General features: G+C 57.3%; 24 protein-coding genes. 9 read left to right on the top strand and 15 right to left on the bottom strand.

Features of this window, described 5'->3' with window-relative positions; translation table 11 throughout:
• The 15 genes from VEH04_02335 to VEH04_02265 form a co-directional block, all read right to left on the bottom strand.
• The coding region (locus VEH04_02335; GenBank protein HYG21592.1) for a hypothetical protein at positions 1-1,391 on the bottom strand (1,391 nt) is incomplete at its 3' end.
• A 35-nt stretch (positions 1,392-1,426) separates the two neighbouring features.
• The gene (locus VEH04_02330) at positions 1,427-2,236 is read right to left on the bottom strand and encodes a hypothetical protein (protein ID HYG21591.1); all 810 of its coding nucleotides are present in this window, start codon (positions 2,234-2,236) and stop codon (positions 1,427-1,429) included.
• A complete protein-coding gene (locus VEH04_02325; protein ID HYG21590.1) occupies positions 2,237-3,244 on the bottom strand; it encodes an Amuc_1100 family pilus-like protein in 1,008 nt (335 codons plus the stop codon).
• 1 nt (position 3,245) lies between these two features.
• Positions 3,246-5,147, bottom strand: coding sequence for a type IV pilus assembly protein PilM (pilM, locus tag VEH04_02320; GenBank protein HYG21589.1), 1,902 nt, complete (start codon positions 5,145-5,147; stop codon positions 3,246-3,248).
• Between the two features lie 178 nt (positions 5,148-5,325).
• On the bottom strand, positions 5,326-6,270 hold the full coding sequence (locus tag VEH04_02315) for a UDP-glucuronic acid decarboxylase family protein (GenBank protein ID HYG21588.1): 945 nt from the start codon (positions 6,268-6,270) through the stop codon (positions 5,326-5,328).
• A gap of 104 nt (positions 6,271-6,374) precedes the next feature.
• On the bottom strand, positions 6,375-7,445 hold the full coding sequence (locus tag VEH04_02310; protein ID HYG21587.1) for a PilT/PilU family type 4a pilus ATPase: 1,071 nt from the start codon (positions 7,443-7,445) through the stop codon (positions 6,375-6,377).
• A 2-nt stretch (positions 7,446-7,447) separates the two neighbouring features.
• On the bottom strand, positions 7,448-8,233 hold the full coding sequence (locus VEH04_02305; protein HYG21586.1) for a tetratricopeptide repeat protein: 786 nt from the start codon (positions 8,231-8,233) through the stop codon (positions 7,448-7,450).
• The gene (locus tag VEH04_02300) at positions 8,230-9,048 is read right to left on the bottom strand and encodes a hypothetical protein (GenBank protein ID HYG21585.1); all 819 of its coding nucleotides are present in this window, start codon (positions 9,046-9,048) and stop codon (positions 8,230-8,232) included. Before VEH04_02300 ends, VEH04_02305 begins: the two co-directional genes overlap by 4 nt.
• Before the next feature lie 115 nt (positions 9,049-9,163).
• Positions 9,164-9,364: a DUF2997 domain-containing protein gene (locus VEH04_02295; GenBank protein ID HYG21584.1), complete on the bottom strand. Its 201-nt coding sequence runs from the start codon at positions 9,362-9,364 to the stop codon at positions 9,164-9,166.
• Between the two features lie 14 nt (positions 9,365-9,378).
• On the bottom strand, positions 9,379-9,852 hold the full coding sequence (locus tag VEH04_02290) for a hypothetical protein (protein HYG21583.1): 474 nt from the start codon (positions 9,850-9,852) through the stop codon (positions 9,379-9,381).
• Between the two features lie 78 nt (positions 9,853-9,930).
• Positions 9,931-11,484 carry an AAA family ATPase gene (locus tag VEH04_02285; GenBank protein HYG21582.1) on the bottom strand — a complete coding sequence of 518 codons (1,554 nt, stop codon included), beginning with the start codon at positions 11,482-11,484 and terminating at the stop codon, positions 9,931-9,933.
• Entirely contained in the window at positions 11,468-11,665 is a 198-nt protein-coding gene (locus tag VEH04_02280; protein HYG21581.1) for a hypothetical protein, read from the bottom strand. Before VEH04_02280 ends, VEH04_02285 begins: the two co-directional genes overlap by 17 nt.
• Positions 11,662-12,531 carry a radical SAM protein gene (locus tag VEH04_02275; protein HYG21580.1) on the bottom strand — a complete coding sequence of 290 codons (870 nt, stop codon included), beginning with the start codon at positions 12,529-12,531 and terminating at the stop codon, positions 11,662-11,664. Before VEH04_02275 ends, VEH04_02280 begins: the two co-directional genes overlap by 4 nt.
• Positions 12,528-13,196, bottom strand: a complete 669-nt coding sequence (locus tag VEH04_02270) for a rhomboid family intramembrane serine protease (protein ID HYG21579.1) — start codon at positions 13,194-13,196, stop codon at positions 12,528-12,530. The genes VEH04_02275 and VEH04_02270 overlap by 4 nt, the downstream gene beginning before the upstream one ends.
• Before the next feature lie 223 nt (positions 13,197-13,419).
• Positions 13,420-13,992, bottom strand: a complete 573-nt coding sequence (locus VEH04_02265; protein ID HYG21578.1) for an RNA polymerase sigma factor — start codon at positions 13,990-13,992, stop codon at positions 13,420-13,422.
• 306 nt (positions 13,993-14,298) lie between these two features.
• Between VEH04_02265 and VEH04_02260 the strand changes: the two genes are divergently transcribed.
• From VEH04_02260 to VEH04_02220, 9 genes are all read left to right on the top strand, one after another.
• Positions 14,299-14,697, top strand: a complete 399-nt coding sequence (locus VEH04_02260; GenBank protein HYG21577.1) for a YciI family protein — start codon at positions 14,299-14,301, stop codon at positions 14,695-14,697.
• Positions 14,698-14,719: 22 nt separating this feature from the next.
• Positions 14,720-15,082 carry a DUF1428 domain-containing protein gene (locus VEH04_02255; GenBank protein ID HYG21576.1) on the top strand — a complete coding sequence of 121 codons (363 nt, stop codon included), beginning with the start codon at positions 14,720-14,722 and terminating at the stop codon, positions 15,080-15,082.
• Positions 15,083-15,108: 26 nt separating this feature from the next.
• Positions 15,109-15,540 carry a VOC family protein gene (locus tag VEH04_02250; GenBank protein HYG21575.1) on the top strand — a complete coding sequence of 144 codons (432 nt, stop codon included), beginning with the start codon at positions 15,109-15,111 and terminating at the stop codon, positions 15,538-15,540.
• A gap of 22 nt (positions 15,541-15,562) precedes the next feature.
• On the top strand, positions 15,563-16,729 hold the full coding sequence (locus VEH04_02245; GenBank protein HYG21574.1) for an exo-alpha-sialidase: 1,167 nt from the start codon (positions 15,563-15,565) through the stop codon (positions 16,727-16,729).
• 13 nt (positions 16,730-16,742) lie between these two features.
• Positions 16,743-17,039 (top strand): MoaD/ThiS family protein, encoded by a 297-nt coding sequence (locus tag VEH04_02240; GenBank protein HYG21573.1) that lies wholly within the window; start codon positions 16,743-16,745, stop codon positions 17,037-17,039.
• A 32-nt stretch (positions 17,040-17,071) separates the two neighbouring features.
• A complete protein-coding gene (locus tag VEH04_02235; protein ID HYG21572.1) occupies positions 17,072-17,620 on the top strand; it encodes an SRPBCC family protein in 549 nt (182 codons plus the stop codon).
• A gap of 43 nt (positions 17,621-17,663) precedes the next feature.
• Positions 17,664-18,320 carry a phosphoesterase gene (locus tag VEH04_02230; protein ID HYG21571.1) on the top strand — a complete coding sequence of 219 codons (657 nt, stop codon included), beginning with the start codon at positions 17,664-17,666 and terminating at the stop codon, positions 18,318-18,320.
• A gap of 58 nt (positions 18,321-18,378) precedes the next feature.
• On the top strand, positions 18,379-19,539 hold the full coding sequence (gene mqnE, locus VEH04_02225; protein HYG21570.1) for an aminofutalosine synthase MqnE: 1,161 nt from the start codon (positions 18,379-18,381) through the stop codon (positions 19,537-19,539).
• Between the two features lie 84 nt (positions 19,540-19,623).
• Positions 19,624-20,478, top strand: a complete 855-nt coding sequence (locus VEH04_02220; GenBank protein HYG21569.1) for a menaquinone biosynthesis protein — start codon at positions 19,624-19,626, stop codon at positions 20,476-20,478.
• The last annotated feature ends 1 nt before the right edge of the window (position 20,479 follow it).

The raw sequence follows: 20,479 nt of genomic DNA, 5'->3' as shown, positions 1-20,479 counted from the left end.
CCGCCGCCAACACCACCGCCACCACCTTGTTGAGTGGTGGGAACGAGCGTGCTGAAGTCGAGTCCGCCGACGCTTTCAAGACCTTGATAGAAGGTATTCGGGTCAACCTTGAACGTGCGGATGTGCAACTGAGGTGTCTCGGGTCCCTTAAGTGAAAACACCACTGCGTAGTCCGTTAACGAATATTTGATCGGCTGGTCCGCTACAGTAACGATCGCATCAAGAACATCCGCCAGACGGACATCCAACAATGGCGGATTGATTCGGATGAGGACTGCATTGATGTCCACCGGCTCAGCGGCAGGCGCGGTGGTGAAAATTTGCTGACCTGTGACGGGATCAAAGGTCGGTTGGGCGAGTGGGGGCGGTTGCACCACGGGTGCGGCCGCGAAACCGCCCTGGGCACCGGCAATGATTGTGACAGGAGTCATCGAGACTGTCTCCTGGTTTGGATTGATCAGGAAGTTGATGCCCCGCTTCAGAGGATCGCGGCGCTTCACCTCGTCGGAGAGATTCCGTATAACCTCACTTAACGGAAGCGCGTCGTAGGCGACCGTATCCAACCGAATGCGGTCCAACTTGCTCATGATTGCCTGACGGCTTGAGCTGGTGTTGATGAGATTCGTTCGCGCAGCCGGATTAGGCACCGCCAGTTGATTGCGCTTTACTGGATCATTCCATGCGTCCTGAACCTGAACCAGTTTCTTGCCAGCGTCCCGCTCGCGGCGGTTGGAGATCTGCCGGTAGCGCGCCTGCGATACTGCATTGATGTAATAATGAGCCGCCTCGTTTGCGGGATCGATTTTCAATGCGTTCTGCAGTTCAACATCCGCCTCGTCCAGCTTCCCGGCTTCCAGATAGAAGCGGCCATTCTGGACGTGAGTCATTGCCGAGATTTTTTCCTGGTGAATGGCAGATGCCTGGGTCTGCACTTCAGGGCTGGGAATGTGTCCCGCCTGGAGGGCCAGCATGCGGTCATTGGACTGCTTCAGCGCCATTGCCGTGGGGTCAGCTGGATTGACGCGCAACACCTCATTAATGTGGACCTGGGCATCACGGTAATCGCTTCGCTTCTGGGCGGCGCGGGCTAATTCCAATCGAACACTGGTCAACCCAGCCACTGTCTGGCGGGCTTCGTTTTCGACGCCGGGACCGACGGATTCAATAATCCGCCAGGCATCGCCGTAAAGCTTCGCAGCCGTATCGAGATCACGCCGCTGCTCGGCAGCGCGGGCCGCATCGAGAGTGGTGCGCAGGTCAATCTGCGCCGCCTGGCGCCGCACACCTTCATCAATTGCGGGGGTGACTACCGGCGCGAGCTGCGCCGATAGGTGCGTTGCCATCGACAGCAACACGGTAACACAGAGGGGAGTAATGACTGCTTTGATCATGAGATAGGGTTGCGTTCTGACAGCACCTTCTGAGTTCAAGGGGTGGCGCTATTCTTGATGGTCCATTTCTTCTGGTTCGATTGGGCCGACAATACAACTTCGTTCTCCGTAATAGCAACGATATTGTACTCCTCGCCGGCCACTACAATCCGGTCACCTTTGCGACGGTTTGTGAAGGTTCGATTCTCCGGAGGAAACCTCAGGTCTGCCATGTAACCATCGACTCGGCGGTAAGGTTGTTCCTTGGAAACGGTGATCGGCTGCTCGAGGTCGCTCAACTCAAGCTGTATGTCCGGGGTCTCCGGGTTTCCGGTAACTTCTTTTACCAGGAACGCTTGCTTGTTTTCACCGTATTCGCGTTTCTCGCCCTTGGAAGCATAATAGGGCCGGGGACCACGCATCGCCGGGCGCGCGGCGGCCTGCTGCTCAATCACGAAACCGTAACGGGTTCCTGATTCGGCGATATTGACGGACTCGAGGCGAACCACAAAGAAGAGAGGCGTAATTTTTGTCAGTTCCATCTTTTCCAGGCTCTGACCGGGCGGGTTTTTCACATACCGCCCATCCTGGGTCTTCTGCCAGCGCACGGGGTTGAAGATTTTGTGCAAGTTATCCGAGAAATTTAACACGATGGTCGCCTCGGCTCGCTTGAGCAGCTCCTCCGTATGCCCGAGTTCGATCTCCGGGAGTTCTTTGACCGGCCTGTTGAAGATGCGGTTGCGACGCTCCTCCTGTTTTTGCTTTTCGCTGGCGACCTTCAACAGCAGGAACCCCGCTGCTGCCACCAAGCCAAGCAGCACCACGGCGAGCAGAACCTTCTCGTAGTTTTTCTTGATGAACTGCATTTATTTCCTGGGTAGCAAGCGCACCACGTTCACGACGAGAGTGACTTTCAATGGTTTTTCGTCGAGAACGGTTTGCAGACCACCCCGCATAGGCTGGGGTGCAACCGTTTGCGGCATCGCCGGGCGAACGCCTTCGCTGTACAACGGGTAAGTAGCGCCGCCCGGAGGCGGATATCCCGGGACCGGAGTATAACCGGGCGGTGTCGCATAACCAGGAGTGCCATAGGGAGAATTCGGATCAAACCCTCCGGCCATGCCGCCAGCAGGCTCGACATTGATGGATTTTACAATCAGGCCGTGAGGACTGGTGCCAAACCCGGCAAGGGCTCCGGCCAGTTCCGCGCTGAAGCACTGAAAGGCGATCTCGTAAGGAGCAAGTATTGCCAGATCGTTTGTAACTCCGACGTGCGTGGGGTCGAGGTAATCCGCCGGCGGACCGTTCTGGTCGTCAATTGACACGCGCTCACGGCGAACAGCATCCAGGGAGTTGATCTTCGCCTGGAACAGAATCCCGCAGATCTCCTTGATGTCACCCAACTGGCCGGCAAGAAGCGGAAGGCTTCCCGGAGCAAAGTTCATCAGGTTGCGCTGGGCTTGAAACGAAAAGTCATATCTCTGAGGAAGATTGACGCCACCCAACGCTGCATCCTTTTGCATCTGATCGATTGTGCGTCTCAGCGCGGATGCAAACTCTTCCTTGGTGACAATTCCATTCTCAGGATTGGGAACCGGTGGCACGGGCTCAAAATACCGGCGCACTTTCTGGATGACCGCCTGCACCTGCTGCTGTTGCTGCCGCGCACGCTGGATGTTGTTGACCCTGTCATTCCCAGGATTCGGATTCAGTGCGGAGATCCGCTCCACATCGCTGTACGCCGCTTCAAGGTTTTCGAGGCTCTGCTTGTCAAGAGACCAGCGTGAATAAAAGTAGTAACCCGCCAGGCCCAGCAGCACGACAGCGACTGCGGCACCCACCACGAAGTAAAGATTTCGCTTGATCCAGGACATACTAGAGCTTCAGCGGGTTTTTCAGGGACAGCAGGAACGTCACAGTGAACGTTCGGGTGGCTTCATCCGGGGCAATAGCACCTATGATCTGTGTCGTTTTTGGATCCAGCATCGGACTGGCTTTCAACTCATTCTCCAAAGTGTAAATGATCGTTGTGTTCGCGTCGGACACCACGCTCGAAAGGTCCACAGCGCGACATACAATCTTCACCACAGAAATTTCGTTCGTCGTGATCGATGCGACCTGCGGGAGGGGGGCCGCGTTTGGATCGCCGGCTGCCAGCCCGCCTTCACCCTCGACAGGCGGCGGGGTCCCGATGCCGCGCTCCATCGCAATCATCCGGTCGCGTTCGCTCATTCCGTAAGGTGTTGTGTATCCGCCCGGCTGGCCGTAGACCGGCGACATGCCCATATTGGGATCAAATGCAGGCATGGACGGAACCGTTGTGAGCATTTGCTCGATCCAGATTCCTGTATCCGCCCGCAGCTTCTGCTGGCTGAGTTGTTCGGATTTAATCAGGACTCGACGAACTTCCGTGAGAAGATCAGCCCAGTAATAGCGTCCTGTCATCCAGTTGCCTAACTGCTGCAGCTCGTTCGTCGTTGCCTGCAAATCGCCGTAGGCCTGGTTGAACTGAGCCTCCTTCATCTGCATGGGTTGCAGGATGGGCGTGACCTTTGCCAGCTCCTCCTGCTTCACCCCGGCGAGCTTCTGGTAGAGCAGTCCCACCATCGCAACAACAGCGACCAGGCTGAAGACGGTCGCGATGAAATACGGTTTCTTTTCGTTGAACCCCTGCAACCGTCGCGTGCTCTCTGGAATCAGGTTCAATTCCACGGGGCAATGCGCCAGGTTGCGCAAGCCGAGGCCGACCACTTCGCCGAGCGAATGCGCAACGCGTGCGAGATCCTCGAGGTTCACTGCCGGATCAATTTGGACGTTCCGCAAAGGATTGAAGTACTCCACAGGCACATTCAGTTTTTCGGCGAAAAACTGGGCCGTGTAGGGCATCACCGATGCGCCGCCGGAAAGGAACAAACGTTGCGGAGCCGAGCCGCCCTGCTGCCCGCGGTAGAACTGCATGGTCTGGTTGACCTGGATGTGCAGCCGGGTCATGAACTGGCGCGCAATTTTGGAAATGGCAGCCTGATGAGGGTTCTCAGGTTCCTCATAGGCACCGCCAAGGCTGACAAAGCCCTCCTCAATCTTCAGTTTTTCCGCCGCATCAAACTTCAGCTTGGATTCGCTGGCGAAGTCCGTGGTGATCGAATTGGCGCCGAGATTGATGCTGCGGGAGAAGACCTTGCCCTTTTCGAAGAACAAGAGATTGCTCGTCTTGGCGCCGATATCCAGCAGCATGGTGCAATCTTCGATGTCTCCGTAGTTATAGCGAAAGGCATTGCACAGCGCCGCAGGAGAAACGTCAGCCACTTGCAGCCGCAGCTTGGCTGCCTCTGAAACCCGGAACAATCCCTCGACGATCTCAGCCTTGATGGCGACCAGCAGCACTTCCAGTTCACCTCCAGCCGTAGTTCCAAGAATCTGATAATCCCAGACAACCTCCTGCAGGGGAAAAGGCACGTTCTGCTGTGCTTCGTACTGGATGATCTGAGTGACCTTGCTCGTCTCGACAGGCGGAAGTTTTACGAACTTCGAGAAAACGTGAAAACCGGGAGCGCAGACATTGATGTCGCGCGATTTGACTCCCAGCTCGACAATTGCGGCCTGCAGCGCCTTCAGAATCGTGGCTTCGCGTGTTGATTCCTGCGCGCCCTCCGGCCCGAGAGGTCTGATCCCGTATTGCTTGAGGCGCAGCCCGCCGGCTTCATTGACTTCGAATTCGGCGAGCTTGAGACTTCCCGCGCCAAAGTCGACCGCCAGAAATGATTTAAGGTTCAGCATCGGCTGTAGTTCCGCCGCTCAAGTTGCGCTGGTTCAGGGCTTCACGTTGAGTGCAGCTCGTGCTGGTTATCGAAAATAAAACAGCCGGTCAAATAGAAAGTGGATTTTTGCGGTTGCTCTCAACACAAGCGCCGATTTCACGCAGAAACGAGTGAAGCTCACGCAAAAAAATACGCACTTAAACTTTCTGCCGAAAGTAATCAATCGTCTTCACCAAACCGTCCGCGAGTTTTACTTCCGGACTCCACTTCAATAATTTTTTCGCCTTCGTAATGTCTGGCCGACGCTGTTTCGGATCGTCCTGCGGAAGCGGCTTGAACGCGACCCGGCTGCGCGAACCCGTCGCGCGAATGATCTCATCGGCAAATTGCAACATCGTCATCTCGGACGGATTGCCGATGTTCACGGGAAGACTGTAATCGCTCATCATCAACCGGAAGATTCCTTCGATGAGATCTGAGCAATAGCAGAAGCTCCGCGTTTGCTTTCCATCGCCGAATACCGTGATGGGCTTGTTTTTTAAGGCCTGGCTGATGAACGCCGGGACCACACGTCCATCATTAATTCGCATGCGCGGTCCATACGTGTTGAAGATGCGCACGATCCGCGTCTCAAGGCGATGCTCGCGCTGGTAAGCCATCGTGATCGCCTCGGCAAATCGTTTCGACTCGTCGTAACATCCACGCGGTCCAATGGTGTTCACGTTGCCCCAATATTCCTCGGGTTGCGGATGCACCAATGGATCGCCATAGATTTCCGACGTGGACGCGATGAGAAACCGCGCTCCTTTGTTTTTCGCCAGGCCAAGCGCCTTGTGCGTCCCGAGCGAACCCACCTTTAATGTCTGGATCGGCAGTTCCAGGTAATCAATCGGGCTCGCCGGCGATGCAAAGTGCCAGACATAGTGCACCGGTCCTTCGAGGAACAAGAACTCGGTCACGTCCTGCTCAATAAACCGGAAATCCTGGTTCCCCGCCAGGTGCGCGATGTTGTCCACCGTGCCGGTGACGAGGTTGTCGATGCCGATCACGCGATGACCGCGCGACAGCAACAGGTCAGTGAGATGGGATCCAAGGAATCCGGCGGCGCCAGTGACAACGGAGATCGGTTGCTTTTTCTTCATGGGCAGAGCGTGAATGATAGTTACGGCATTTTAAGCCGCCGCAGCCTACTGGAACTGCTGGAACAATCAATGTCGTTGCCAATCGCCCCGCGCCCTGTGCGTTGCTAATGCGTGTTTTGAATCATGCGATCGGGATGACGAGCGCGGCTCACGGCCGTGTCGTAGGTGATCAGGCATTTGCAATACAAGTCGTGAAGGCAGTTATCCATCAGCATCATGCCGTCCTTGCGACCTGTCTGGATCAAATTCTCCAACTGGTGCAACTGGCTTTCTCGGATCAAATTCCGCACTGCGCCATTCGCCACCAGCAATTCGTAGGCGAGCACGCGGCGGGTTCGATCCGCAGCCGGCAGCAAGTCCTGCGCGATGATCCCCTGCAACGCATTCGACATCTGCATCACAATCTGCCGCTGCGCGTTGCCATCGAACACCCCAATGATCCGCTCGATCGCATGCGACACGCTCGGCGAATGCATGGTGGCCAGGACCAGGTGACCCGTTTCAGCCGCGGTCATGGCCGTGGCAATCGCTTCAGAATCCCGCATTTCTCCCACGACGATCACGTCAGGGTCCTGGCGCAGCACGTGAATGAGCGCTCGGTTGAAGGAGCGGACGTCTGTCATCACCTCCTGCTGCACCACGATGGCGCGCTTGTTCTGGTGGACGAACTCGATCGGATCCTCAATCGTGACGATCTTGCAACGCCGTTCACTGTTCACCAGGTCCACGAGGTAGTTCAAGGTCGTGGTTTTGCCAGCGCCGGTGGGACCTGTAATAAGCACCAGACCGTTGGGTCGTCGCGCAAGGTCGTCGATCTTTTCTGGCAGGCCGAGTTCCTCGCGCGACGCGATGGTTTCCCCACAAAACCGGAAGCTGAGTTCAGGATGGCCGTTGCGACGGTAAAACGTGGCGCGCACGCGGCCCGCATTGGGATGCATGAGCGAGATGCAAAGTTCCCATTCCTGTTCAAATTTTCGCTTCTGCTGGTCGTTCAACAAGCTGTCCGCCATCCGCGACAACTCCTCCTCGGTCAGCGCGTCTTCGTCAGCAATGATGATTTCGCCGTTCACCCGGAACGCAGGCGGCACACCGGCCACCAAATGCAGGTCGGAGCCATCAAATTCCTTGGCGGCAGTCAGAAGCCGATCCAGTTGCTCATCATTCGCGAGGTTCACAATTAATCGCCTTTCCTGCCCTGTTGATTCCACCAGCCGCGGAGCCGCGCCAGCGCTCCCACCTTTTCCGTGCGGATCATCTCCAGGCTGGCCTCGCGAAAAGCAGGGTTCAATTGCATCGCCTGGCTCAATGATGCCTTCGCCGCACCGGCGAGGCCGAGCGTATTCTGGCAGCGCCCCAGTTCAAACCACACAAGAAAATGGCCCGCATTCAATTCCACTGCCCGCTGAAAGCTCTTCAATGCGAGCGCGAACTGCTTGTAAAAATATCGAATCCGGCCCGCGAGCCACGCAGTAAACCAATCCTGCGGCGCAAGCGTCCCCGCCTTTTCAAAACAATAATCGGCCCGCTGTTCCTTTCGGGCCAGCAAAACATCGCCGCGCGCGAGCCAGATGTATGCAGTGTCGCCGCGCTCCTCGATCGATGCATCAGAGAAAGCCATTGCGCCATGCAGATCTCCGCTGCGCGCGAGAGCGACCGCTTTTGCGGCAAGCAGTTCCGGCTCACTGGGAAAACGCTCGAGCGCCTTGTCAGCCCAAAGCTTTGCTTCGCGGAACTCCCCAAGCTCGATCAACATCCGGACCTGGCCCGTCCACGCCCCGGCATTTTCCGGATTGAACTCCAACACTTTGGAATAGTAGCGCAGCGCCTGCTCGAAATTCCCTGACTCAAATGCCGTCCGGGCTTCCGCCAGATAATACGCCTCCCCTTTGATCAACTCCTTTGCGCCCTGGCCGGTGCAATCCTCCGATTCTCCTCCCAATTCAAGATTAACAAAACGGCTCATGGCAATTGTTGCCGCCAAAACCAGCGGCGATACGGCGCCCCCACGATTTCATCGGCACGCACGAGGCCCAGCTCGACAAGTTGATCAGCAATGACCGCGGGACTGGCCCCACCGTTCGACACGTCGAACTCCGGCCAGGCGAACCATTGGTTTGATGGCATCATCCATTCGCCCCCAACGGGCATCAAGTGCCGGCGGGGCAGCGGCTTCCCATTAATCACAACGCTATTGGTTGTAAACCGCAGACTATCGCCGGGCTGGCCGAGGATCGGCCCGAAACCCAAGCCGTCGCGGACGACCACTCCCATTCCGCGAGCCTCCCGGCGCACCGCATCATCGAGTCTGAACAGCACCCACTGGCCGGCGCGCAACCGTTCCGTCGACGTCGCCGGCCGCATGACAACAACGCGCCCGTGAACTTCCACCGGATAAAACCAGCGACTTTGCACAAACATCATCGCGGGGCGGTATGCGGCGAGCCAAAGCAGCAGGAGCGACAACACGCAAACGCCGAACCGAACGGGGAATTCATAGTGCCCGCACAGGCTGCGATTCAGTAGAAAGAAGATGCCCGCCGCATGAATGGAAATCAGGGTGCCGTATGCAAGGCGGCTCACGGTGTGGCCGAACCACACCGCAAGGACAACGAACGCGATGCCGTACACCGCAATAAAAATCCAGGCGAGCATCCGGCGCCCCGAGACCCAGAGCGCCACGCCTGGCACCAGCACGCCCAGCAGCAGCTGGGCTGTGGAAATTCCCGCGGGGCGATGCAGCCATTCCAGGTGCAGCAGACGCCGCAGCCTATCGGACATGTACACGGGCCATCGATACCACCGCGCTCTGGGTGGATAATACGTGAGGTCAGAATCTGTGGTTTGCCTCGCCAGATATCCTCTCCGAAACGCGATTTAACGCGTCCTTCGCCGCTCAATGCCGCTGATCGATGTTCAGCTGAACCTGCTCGTCAGGCTCGTAGAACTCGCTCGTTTGACGTTGGGATTTCATTTCGCCGATGATCTCCTCAAAGACCTTCATGGCCTCCAGACAGCTTCGGCCCTTGTATCCCTTGACATGAACCTCAACGGTCCCGGTGGCGGCGATCGTAATTTCGAACTCGCGTTGTGCCATAAAATTCCTCTTCGTTAGCCATCCCAGTGGCGGACCTTCAGGCGTATGGCCTGGTTTTCATCGACCTCTTCCTCCACGACGTGAAAATTGCGGCTTCGAATTTCGTCCATCAACCGCTGATGAATATATTTCTGCACGACTCGCTGGCTCAGCTCCTCGCCAATCGCGCGCAGCTCGTCGTCTGTATAGCCCGGCCCTGAAACGCAAATTGAAGCCTTGCCGCGCGTGTCACGGGCGAAGACGACAGTCACGCCATTGCGAGTCACCTTGATGCGCTGGTCCCGTCCCAGCTGGCTCGTTACGATTTCGCTCTGTTCGATTTCCAGCTGAATCGTGCTCTCGCTTTCGGTTACCTCAGCCGTCTGGTGCTCGCGAATGCCTTCATCAATGACGACAAAGCCAAGCGATGTCGCCGCGGTCACGACTGCCGCGCTGAAAGCGGGCCATGCGGCAATCACCACGGGCGTCAAAATACAGACACAGCTCATAAACAATCCGGTTGACCGTCACAGCATTCGACCGCGCTGCCCGCAATTCGTCACTCAGGAATTACTTCAATCGCGAAATCAAAGTTCAACCTGGCGGTGAGGAATTTCATCAACGACTGGCTCAAGGGTGCTGGCGTGCCGGGCGCGGCCGACGGACCAGCGGCGCAGGGCCTCAATCTTCTCGGCCATTGTCTTTGCAAGCGGAACGGTCTGGTTTAGTGCCTCCAAGATGTACTCAGTGCCCAGCTCCTGTTTGTTGTAGAAGGCATCGTATAAGGCGCTGATGATCGCCTCCTCGATTTCGGCGCCGCTGAAGTCACGGCTGCACTCCACAAGGGCCGCCAGATCGAACTGCTGCGGGTCGCGTCCGCGTTTGTTCAGATGAATTCTGAAGATTTCCGCGCGCTCCTCAGAAATCGGAAGATCGACATAAAAAATCTCGTCAAGGCGTCCCTTGCGCAACAACTCCGGCGGCAATTGGGAAACGTCATTCGCCGTTGCAACCACAAATACAGGTGCGCTTTTTTCGGACAACCACGTGAGGAAGGTTCCAAACACACGGGCGGTCGTCCCGCCATCGGTCACCCCTGAACTCTGAGATCCCACAAACGCCTTGTCGATTTCATCCACCCACAGCACGGCCGGGGCGATGGATTCTGCCACGGCAATGGCGCGCCGCACATTCTCCTCGGATGATCCGACGAGGCTCCCAAACATGCGTCCCATATCGAAGCGCAGGAGCGGCAATTGCCATAATCGCGACACCGCCTTGGCGCAGAGGCTCTTTCCGCAGCCCTGCACGCCTAGCAGCAAAATGCCTTTCGGCGCCGGCAATCCATAGGCGCGCGCCTCCTCCGTAAAGGCTGCCGCGCGCTTTTTCAACCATTCCTTCAGGATCGCCAATCCGCCAACGCTCGCAAAATCCTCATTCGCCGGATAGTACTCCAGCAGTCCGCTCTTTCGGATGATCTGCTGCTTCTCGGCAAACACCTCCTGCACATCATCACCGCTCAGCCGCCCGTCCTTCACAATGATCTTGGCGAAAACATTCTCGGCTTCGCCAAGGGTTAAACCAAGCGCCGCCTGCAGAAGGCGATCCCGGTTCTCGCCATCCAGCTCAAGACGGATCTGCTTGTGATCTCGAATCTCCTCCACGATTTTGTCCAGCATCAGGCCAAGGTCCTCCTTTGTCGGCTGCGGGAAGTTGATGACCGTGACTTCCTTGTCCAGCTCGGCAGGAATCTCCATCACGGGTGAAATCAGCACGACGGTCTTGAAGCTGTTCTTCAGGTGCAGCGCGATGTCCTTGAGCTTGCGAATGATCGCGAAATTGTTTCGGGAGAGGAATGGATGAAAATCCTTGAAGAGGAAAATCGCCGGCTCGACGCTTTCAATCACCTGGTCCAGAGCAGCCAGCGGATCCTTTGTGGAGCCATTGCGGCTTTTCTGCGATTGAATCGAACTGCCGGCCGGGACGATTCCGTTGCTGTAGGTCCACTCGAAGACCTTCTTCTGCCGCTTGGCCGCAATCTCCACCATGAGGTTCTGCACGCGCATCTCCTCGTTGGTGATGATGTAAAGGATCGGATACCGCGCCCGAATGAGGGTTTCGATTTCAGTATGAAAGTTCATGCCTGGATGAAAGCTCGCCCGGCGCAGTGCGGGATTGGATCGAAGCGCAATCCGGATTCAATTGCGCCAGCAGCTCCGCGAACGCCGGCGTGAGATTATGCACAAGTATGCGTCCATCGGGAAGAATGAGGAGTTCGGTATGCAACTCGCCGTCGCTCGCTGTCTCTTCCGGGGATTTCATTCGATCAACCGCAGGTTCAACTCGCGCGCGATGTCGCTCGCGCGTTCCGCCTCCACGCGTCCAACGGTTCCGCGCAATTCCGCGTGACGCGCGGCCTTCCACGCGGGCCAAAACCCGCTGCGGAGATTCACGCGAATCGATGGCAGGTGGCACGCGATCCATTCGGCGACCGATCGCCAGCAGCAATCCAGATGGCCGGGCATGAGCAGGTGGCGAATGATCAGGTCCGAGTGCGACGCAGCCCAGAGCAGGTTTTCGCGAACGACGGAATTGTAATTGCGAACGTGCGCCAGTCGCTCCGCGCAGGTGTCGTTGCCAAACTTGTAATCGGCAAGCCAGACATCAAACACGTTTTCCAGCCACTCCCGGCTTTGCGCGGATCCATGCGCGTTGGTTTTCCAAACCAGCTTCGCAGAGCCGGGAAGTTCAGCCACCAGCTCAAGCACATCCGGCAGGTGCACTGTCGGTTCCCCGCCCAGAAACATGACCGATCGCGCACCCTCTTCGAGGGCCCGCTGAATGCGGCTCGACAAGCGTGCAGCATCGAACAGCTCGCCGAGCCGCGGATTCCAACTGGGCGCGCCCGTGATGCAGAAGTCGCAACGGAGATCACAACCGCTGAATGCCAGCGCAAACGTGGGAACCAATTCCAGCTCATCCGAGACCTCTACCTGCGCACTGAAGATCCTCGCATGCCCGCCCGCATGACAAAGGCCAGCGGGACCTCTCAGGCGATTGACGCCGCATGCATGGGCGCAAAGCGTGCAGGAAGCCAGTGCCGCGCGGGCGAACGGGACGCGCCCGCGTGCCAGCGCACAACGCGTTGCACCCTGCGTGGGAATTCGGGAAGCCTCCAACGTGTTCATAATTCCAATCGCGCCATGCGTTCCGATGAATCCACGACCCGGCTGCGACCTTTCATGACATTGCGGCGCCCGAGTGTGAAATAAAGGAAGCCGGCCACTCCGCCGCACAGCAAGGACGATGTGACCAGGAGCCCTGCGCAAAACACAATGACTGCGACGTTGATCACGCCGACCACAATCGCAGCATGCCGGACCGACACTTCTCCAATGCCGAGCATCAGAATCCGTTCCCGGCCATATAAACGTTCCCATGCAACCAGCAAACCGAAGATGAGCGGCACACAAGTTACAATGCCAATGCTGGCGCCCGGAAATATGCATACTAATGGCAGCCCACCCGCCGCCGCGCACATGAGGCAGTAGGCCAGGAAGCCACTCGATGAGAAACTGCGCCCCAGTACCATCGCCAGCGTAACGAGCCAGAACAGGCTCACGGCCCAATCAACAATTCCGGCGGGAAAGAATGCGTAAGTAACCAGGCGCCACACCTGGCCGTCCCAGATCGACACCGGATCCAGCCCCAACCATTGATATACAATGCCCACCGGGTTCAGCGCTGGCACCCGGCCGGCCAAAACGAGCGGAAATGTCAGCGCGTAGAATAGCACGAGGAACCGCGGACCCGGAGGCATCGATGAGAGAAGACTGATCAGGAAGCGTTTCATAGATTTGGAAAAAGGCGCCGCAACCAGCTTGCTTTGGGCGCCGAGGGTTCCTTGGAAATCGTTTGCTGCAACCGCTCGGCGATTGACGATGGAACACGAGTCTTTGCGGCATCGAAACGCAACAGCTCCTCAGGACTGGCAAACTGTTGCCCTTGTGATTCCTGGCTGTGGTGCGTCGCTTCCTGTTTTTCTTCCGATCTCAGTTTGCTTTGTTGTTTCATACTCACCCGTTCTTCTCAAAAAGCGCGGCGAAAGCCTTGCGTGCGCGATGCAGTTTTCCCCGGATGGCGTCGGACGATTGTTCCGTCAGCGTGCCGATCTCCTCGTAGCTCAGCTCTTCATCCGCCACGAGGAGCAGCAGGAGCCGATACTCCTCTGGCAACGCTTCCAGCGTTCTCTGGATCCGCTGCCCGAGCTCCTTGGTTTCAAGCACGCGCAAAGGGGAATCAGTCCGGGCAACCGCGGTTTCCCAAACTGCCTCGTCGGCATTGCTGAAAATGTGCCGGCCAGACCAGGTCTGCTGGAGGTTGCGGCAATGGTTGATGGCGATTCGATACAGCCACGTGCGGCACGAGGACTCCCTCCGAAATTGATCCAGTTTTCGAAAGGCCTTTAGGAAAACGTCATGCGTCGCATCCTCCGCCTTCTGCGGATCACCCAGGAATCGCAGCGAAAGGTAATAAATGGCGCGGCTGTGCTCCTCGTAAACGTTCGTGAAGTCCCCCAGTCCTGGCGACGTTCCGTCGCCGGCCGGCTGTGTTTGCTCTAGCGTGGGCTCCTTCACGAGCGATTCCATGGCGATTAGACAGGACGACAGGACTGAAGTCACGCACGCCGTGAGTTCCTCCTTCGACACTCCCCGCTCTCAGCCGTGGAACGGCATCGTGTGTGCCGGCTTTAGGTGTCAGGCAAATTCCTTGACTGCTCTTACCCCCTCTGGAAAATGCGGCATGACCCATGGCTTCCAATCGCACGGGGACTTTGTCTGCACTGGATCGGGCATCAGGAAAATTCTTACAAATCTGCAGGGGTGATGTCCTGGAACCAGCAGCCCGTTCGTTTTACCAGTGATACAATTACAAATCAGAACAACGAAACGATCATGAACACAAAATCGGACAATGGATATATGCTGCTGTTCCGCGGCACTGACTGGCAAAAAGGTCTTTCCCCGGCGCAAATGCAGCAGGTGGCGGATCAATGGATGGCCTGGTTCAAGGGCCTCGTGGACTCCGGAACCGCCCTCGCTGGAAACCCTCTGGAGCGGGAAGGCCGGGTCGTCTCGAACGGAAGAGTTTGCGCGGACGGACCGTTCGTCGAGACCAAGGAAACCATTGCCGGATACTTCCTTCTCAAGGTGAAAACCATGGCAGAGGCCGAGGCGATCGCTCGCAAATGCCCCGGTTTGCCATTCGGAGCCGTCGTCGAAGTCCGCCCCGTCGCTGCAGAATGCCCGCTCGCCGACGAATCAAAAACAGAACTCCACATCGCTCAACACTAACCCCTTACCTCAATTAAATATTATGGCTACCTACGTTGATGGATTCGTTATCCCGATCGCCACAAAGAACGTCGCCGCCTATCGCAAGATCGCCAAGAAGGCCAGCAAGATATGGATGGAGCATGGCGCGCTCGACTACAAGGAATGTGTCGGGGATGACCTGAACCCGCAGTACGGCGTGCCGTTCACCCGCATCGCCAAAGCAAAGCCAGGCGAGACCATCATCTTCGCCTACATCGTCTACAAGTCCCGCGCGCATCGCGACAAGGTCAACGCCAAGGTCATGAAGGACCCTCGAATCTCGGAGATGGGAGAGGCCAAGGACATGCCGTTTGATTGCAAGCGGATGACCTATGGCGGATTCGAAACCCTCGTTGAGGTCTGATAAGAAAACTCCAGAAAATTCTTCTGATGAACGCAACAAAACAATCGCTTGTTCAGGCCTACCTGTTCTTCAATGGAAACTGCGAGCAGGCGCTCGACTTCTATCGGCAGGCGGTCGGTGCCCGGGTGGAAATGATGATGCGCTACAAGGAAAGTCCCGAAGCCCCTCCTCCCGGCATGGTGCCGCCCGGCTTCGACGAAAAGATCATGCACTGCAGTTTTCGGATCGGTGAATCAGTGGTGATGGCTTCGGACGGCTGCTCCAATGGTGCGACCCAGTTCGAGGGATTTTCATTGTCGCTTGCCGTCCCAGAGGAAGCAGAAGCGCACCGCGCGTTCAACGCACTTGCCGCCGGCGGAACAGTCGAAATGCCTTTGACGAAAACATTCTGGTCACCGTGCTTCGGGATGTTGAAGGACAAGTTCGGAATCGGCTGGATGGTCAGCGTGATTCCCTGATGGCCCAAGGAGAAACAGGCGTATGAGCAAAATCAGAGTTCTTGTCGGCACGAAAAAGGGCGCATTCACGCTCACCTCGGATGGCCAGCGGAAAAATTGGGAAGTCAGCGGCCCGCATTTCGCAGGCTGGGAAATTTATCACATCAAAGGTTCACCCGCCGATCCCAACCGCATTTACGCATCCCAATCCAGCGGCTGGTTCGGGCAGATCATCCAGCGATCCGATGATGGCGGGAAAACATGGAATCCGCCCGGGACCAAACCGGAGGATCTCATGGGGCCGGACGGATTCCCCAAGGGAGAAAGCAACATGTTCCTCTACGAAGGACAGGTCGGAACCCACAAGTGGTACGACGGAACGCAGCATCCCTGGGAATTCAAACGCGTCTGGCATATTGAACCCTCTTTGGAAAATCCCGACATCGCGTTTGCGGGCGTGGAAGACGCGGCGATGTTCAAGACGATTGATGGCGGCAAAACCTGGAAGGAACTGGCGGGATTGCGACAGGCCAAGGGTCACCTGTGGCAGCCTGGGGCAGGCGGCCTTGGATTGCACACGATCATTCTCGATCCCACCGACGCCAAAAGAATGTTCATTGCGATCTCGGCCGCCGGGGCGTTCCGCACGGATGATGGTGGCGAGACATGGAAGCCCATCAACCGCGGCCTGAAATCAAATTACGAGTTGCCCGATTCCGAAGCGGAAGTGGGCCACTGCGTCCATCGCATCGCAATGCATCGCTCCAAACCCGGTGTGCTGTTCATGCAAAAACATTGGGACGTGATGCGATCGGACAATGCAGGCGATCAATGGCACGAAGTGAGCGGAAATCTGCCGAGCGATTTCGGCTTCCCAATCGACGTTCACGCGCATGAACCCGAAACGATCTACGTGGTCCCGATCAAAAGCGATTCCGAGCATTTCCCGCCGGATGGAAAATTGAGGGTGTATCGCAGCCGCAGCGGCGGCAACGAGTGGGAACCCCTCACGAACGGCCTTCCGCAGAAGGACTGTTATGTAAACATCCTGCGTGATGCCATGGCGGTGGACGCGCTGGAGCCTTGTGGTATCTACTTCGGAACCACGGGCGGGCAGGTGTATTGCTCCGCAGACAGCGGCGATCATTGGGCGCCGATTGTCCGTGATCTTCCCGCGGTGCTCTCAGTGGAAGTTCAGACCATCGCGTAAGAAACGGATTTCCATGATCCGCGTTGTCCTCCCATTTCACCTGCGGAATCTTGCGCGCACAGACGCTGAGGTTCACTTGGACATCCCGGCGCCTGTGACTGTTGGCGCGATCCTCGATGCGCTCGAGGCGCGCCACCCTGTGTTGCGGGGCACCATTCGCGATCATGGCACCCTGCGCCGCCGCCCGTTCATTCGCTTCTTCGCCTGCAAGGAAGATTTTTCAAATGAATCTGCCGAAACCGTTTTGCCTCAACCCGTCGTCGAGGGTCAGGAACCATTTCTCGTCGTCGGAGCCATGGCGGGCGGCTGACCATTCAACTCAACCGTAACCAATCCCAACTCATGAAAATTGCTCTGATCATCGCCGCCGTCGTAATTATCGGGCTCGCCATAGTCATAGCGACCCGGCCTGCGCAGTTCCGCGTGACTCGGTCCGCAACAATGTCCGCGCCACCGCAGAGAGTGTTCGAACATGTCAACGACCTGCACAAGTGGGACGCCTGGTCGCCCTGGGCGAAATTGGATCCCAACGCAAAAAATGCTTTCAGCGGAGCGGAGAGCGGAGCGGGAGCGACGATGTCGTGGGCGGGCAACAGCAAGGTAGGCGAAGGAACCATGACGATCACTGAGAGCGTCCCCTCCGAGCGGATTCGGATGCGCCTGGAATTCCTTCGCCCCATGAAAGCTGTCAACGACACGGAGTTCACCTTTACGCCCGAGGCGGACAGCACGCGGGTCACGTGGACCATGTCAGGAACCAATAACTTCGTGGGCAAGGCGTTCAGCCTGTTTGTGGATTGCGATAAAATGATCGGTGGCGACTTTGAAAAAGGACTGGCGACGATCAAGTCCCTCGTGGAAGCCCCGGTCAACACGTCTGCTGCGCGGTGACGAAAGCTGAAATTTTTCTCGTGAAACGAGAGCGCGCCCAGCCATGATGCGGCCCATTATGGCGACCGAAGAACGCGTGCTCTGTTTTCAACGAACCCTCCTGGAAAGCCTCGGAGTTTTCCAGGGGATCAGCCCCGATGTGGACCGATATCTCCCCGTTCTCACCGCGTCGGCCAACATCACCTACCTCAACCGCAGCGAGGCGGAGAATGACCGCAGCCATAAGCAGCTGATTCCGTATGTGCTGATCTTCTGCAACGATCGCATCCTGCGTTATAGGCGGGGAAAAGGTGGCGGCGAAACCCGCTTGCACGGGCTGTACTCGGTCGGCATCGGCGGCCACATTTCCGAAGAAGACACTGGCCTGTTTTCAAAGGGACCCGGCTATAGCGAAGGCATGCGACGTGAACTCATGGAAGAAGTCGCCATTGAGAATGCTCAGGAAACCGCGGTGGCCCTGATTAACGATGACAGCACGGAAGTCGGTTTTGTCCATTTCGGCGTGGTCCACGTGATGGTGGTCCCGGACGAATCGATCGTGGGACGGCGCAGCGGAATCGTCAGCCCTGAATTCATTCCGATCGCCGAAGCTGTGGAGGACCTTTCCTCCTACGAATCCTGGTCGCGTTTTTGCCTGGAGAATCTTGGATCACTGCTCGAACGCGCGCGAACCGCGGGCCTGAAACTCCCGCACGTCTAACGCAGGTTTGCGGTGCCGTTGCGTTTGCACCGCAGGGGGAAAGCTGCTTTACTGCAGCGTGCATTTTTTCGTTCAACGCAGCGAACTGCGAGACCTGTATGAGAAGGTCGCCGCAGGTGAACGCATTTCCGATTCCGACGCACTCCGCCTCCTCCAGACCAGGGACCTGAACGCGCTCGGTGCGATCGCGGATATGGCATGCCGGAAAAAAGTCGGCGCGCGAGCCAGCTACATCGTCAATCGCTACATCAACTATTCCAATTACTGCATTCTCTCGTGCCAGTTCTGTTCGTTTGCCCGCAAGAAACGCGACAAGGACGGTTTTGAACTCACCGTTCCGCAGATCGTTGAAAAGGCCCGCGAAGCACTCCAGCTCGGCATCACCGAACTGCATATCGTGGGAGGACTGCATCCCTCCCTTCCGTTTAGCTATTACATCGACATGCTGAAAGCGCTCAGCGCGCTTAAATCGCAAGTTCGAAACCCGAAAGCTGCCCTGCACCTGAAATGTTTCACGGCGATTGAAATTCTCCACCTTGCCTGGCTGGCGAAAAAATCCGTTGCGGAGGTTCTAAGCGAACTGAAGGAAGCCGGGCTGAGCTCGCTGACAGGAGGGGGTGCCGAAATTTTTCGCCCGCAGGTTCGCAGCGCGATCGCAAAAGGCAAGGAATCCGCAGAGGAATATTTGGATGTGCATCGAACATGGCACCGGCTCGGTGGACGCAGCACCTGCACGATGCTGTTCGGCCATGTCGAGTCCCTGGAAGACCGGGTCGATCACCTGCGACAACTCCGCGCGTTGCAGGACGAGACGGGCGGCTTCGTTGGATTCATTCCCCTCGCCTATCACCCCGAGAACAACGACATTCCGGTGACGCACCCGCCGACCGGCATGGATGCGCTGCGCACGATTGCGGTGAGCAGAATCTACCTCGATAACTTTTTTCACATCACAGCGTATTGGGTGGGGCTCGGAATGAAGCTCGCTCAGGTCGCGTTGAATTACGGCGCCGATGACCTGCACGGCACGATCATTGAAGAACACATCTTTCACATGGCTGGCGCCACATCACCTCAATTGCAGACGCAGGCCGACATGATCAAGGCGATTCGCGAGACCGGGCGCATACCCGTGCAGCGAAATACGTTCTATGAGCCAATTGACCTCGGACCTGAATCTGCGGTGGCTCCCGGTCCGGTAGAATTGGTGCACGGATGAAGGTGGCGTTCGCAGTTGGTCGACCTGAAACCGGCACGCCTGAACGAAACCATGGATATGCCTGACGAAATTCCTAAACTCCGCATGGCTCCGCCAGAATCGGCGGCGGAGTTGGAGCGCAGGCTGGAACGGGATCGGATCACCACCGAACGTGAACGCGAAGTTCAACTCGAGCAATCACTCGGCAAATTCCGCGTCGGCTCCGTCAAATTCCTGAATGCCGTTCCACTCACGCGCGGGCTCGAGGACCAGGTTCGATTCGATGTGCCGTCACGGCTGGCGGAGATGTTGCGGAACGACGAACTGGACGCGGCGCTGGTGAGCGTGACGGAAGTCCTGTTCAACGATCGATACGATGTCCTGGACGGAGTTGCAATCGCTTCCCTGGGTGAAGTCCAGAGCGTGCTCCTGGCACATCGACATCCGATCGAGGAAGCGCGCGAGGTGTTCTGCGATACCGCTTCACTGACGAGTGTCAATCTGCTGCGCGTGCTCCTCGCCGAGCGCGGATTGAAACCCGATTTCAAGCCATTGCCGGCCTGCGATTTGCAGCGGCTCCCTGATTTTGTTTTGTTGATCGGCGATCACGCGCTCGACTTGCTGACCGGTCCGCACGAGCACGCGATCTGGGATCTGGGTGCGGCGTGGTTTGAGACCATGCGCCTGCCTTTCGTGTATGCGGTTTGGGCGCTGAAACGCGGCATCGAAAATTCAGAGCTGCGGCGCCAGTTGCGGGAAGCCAAAGCGTTCGGGCTGGATACGGTGGATTCGATCATCCGCCAACGCACTGATTACACTGAGGATTTCCGACGCGATTACCTGAACTGGCACATTCATTATCATCTGGGGACGGACGAAAAACGCGGCCTGCAGCGCTTCATGGAATTGCTGAGAAAACACGGGACCCAGCCAGTGTTCGAGCCGAGGTTCGTCAGCTGAC

This window comes from Verrucomicrobiia bacterium (assembly GCA_035629175.1).
GTDB lineage: Bacteria > Verrucomicrobiota > Verrucomicrobiia > Limisphaerales > DASXHY01 > DASXHY01.
This window is presented reverse-complemented; position numbering and strand designations above follow the sequence as displayed.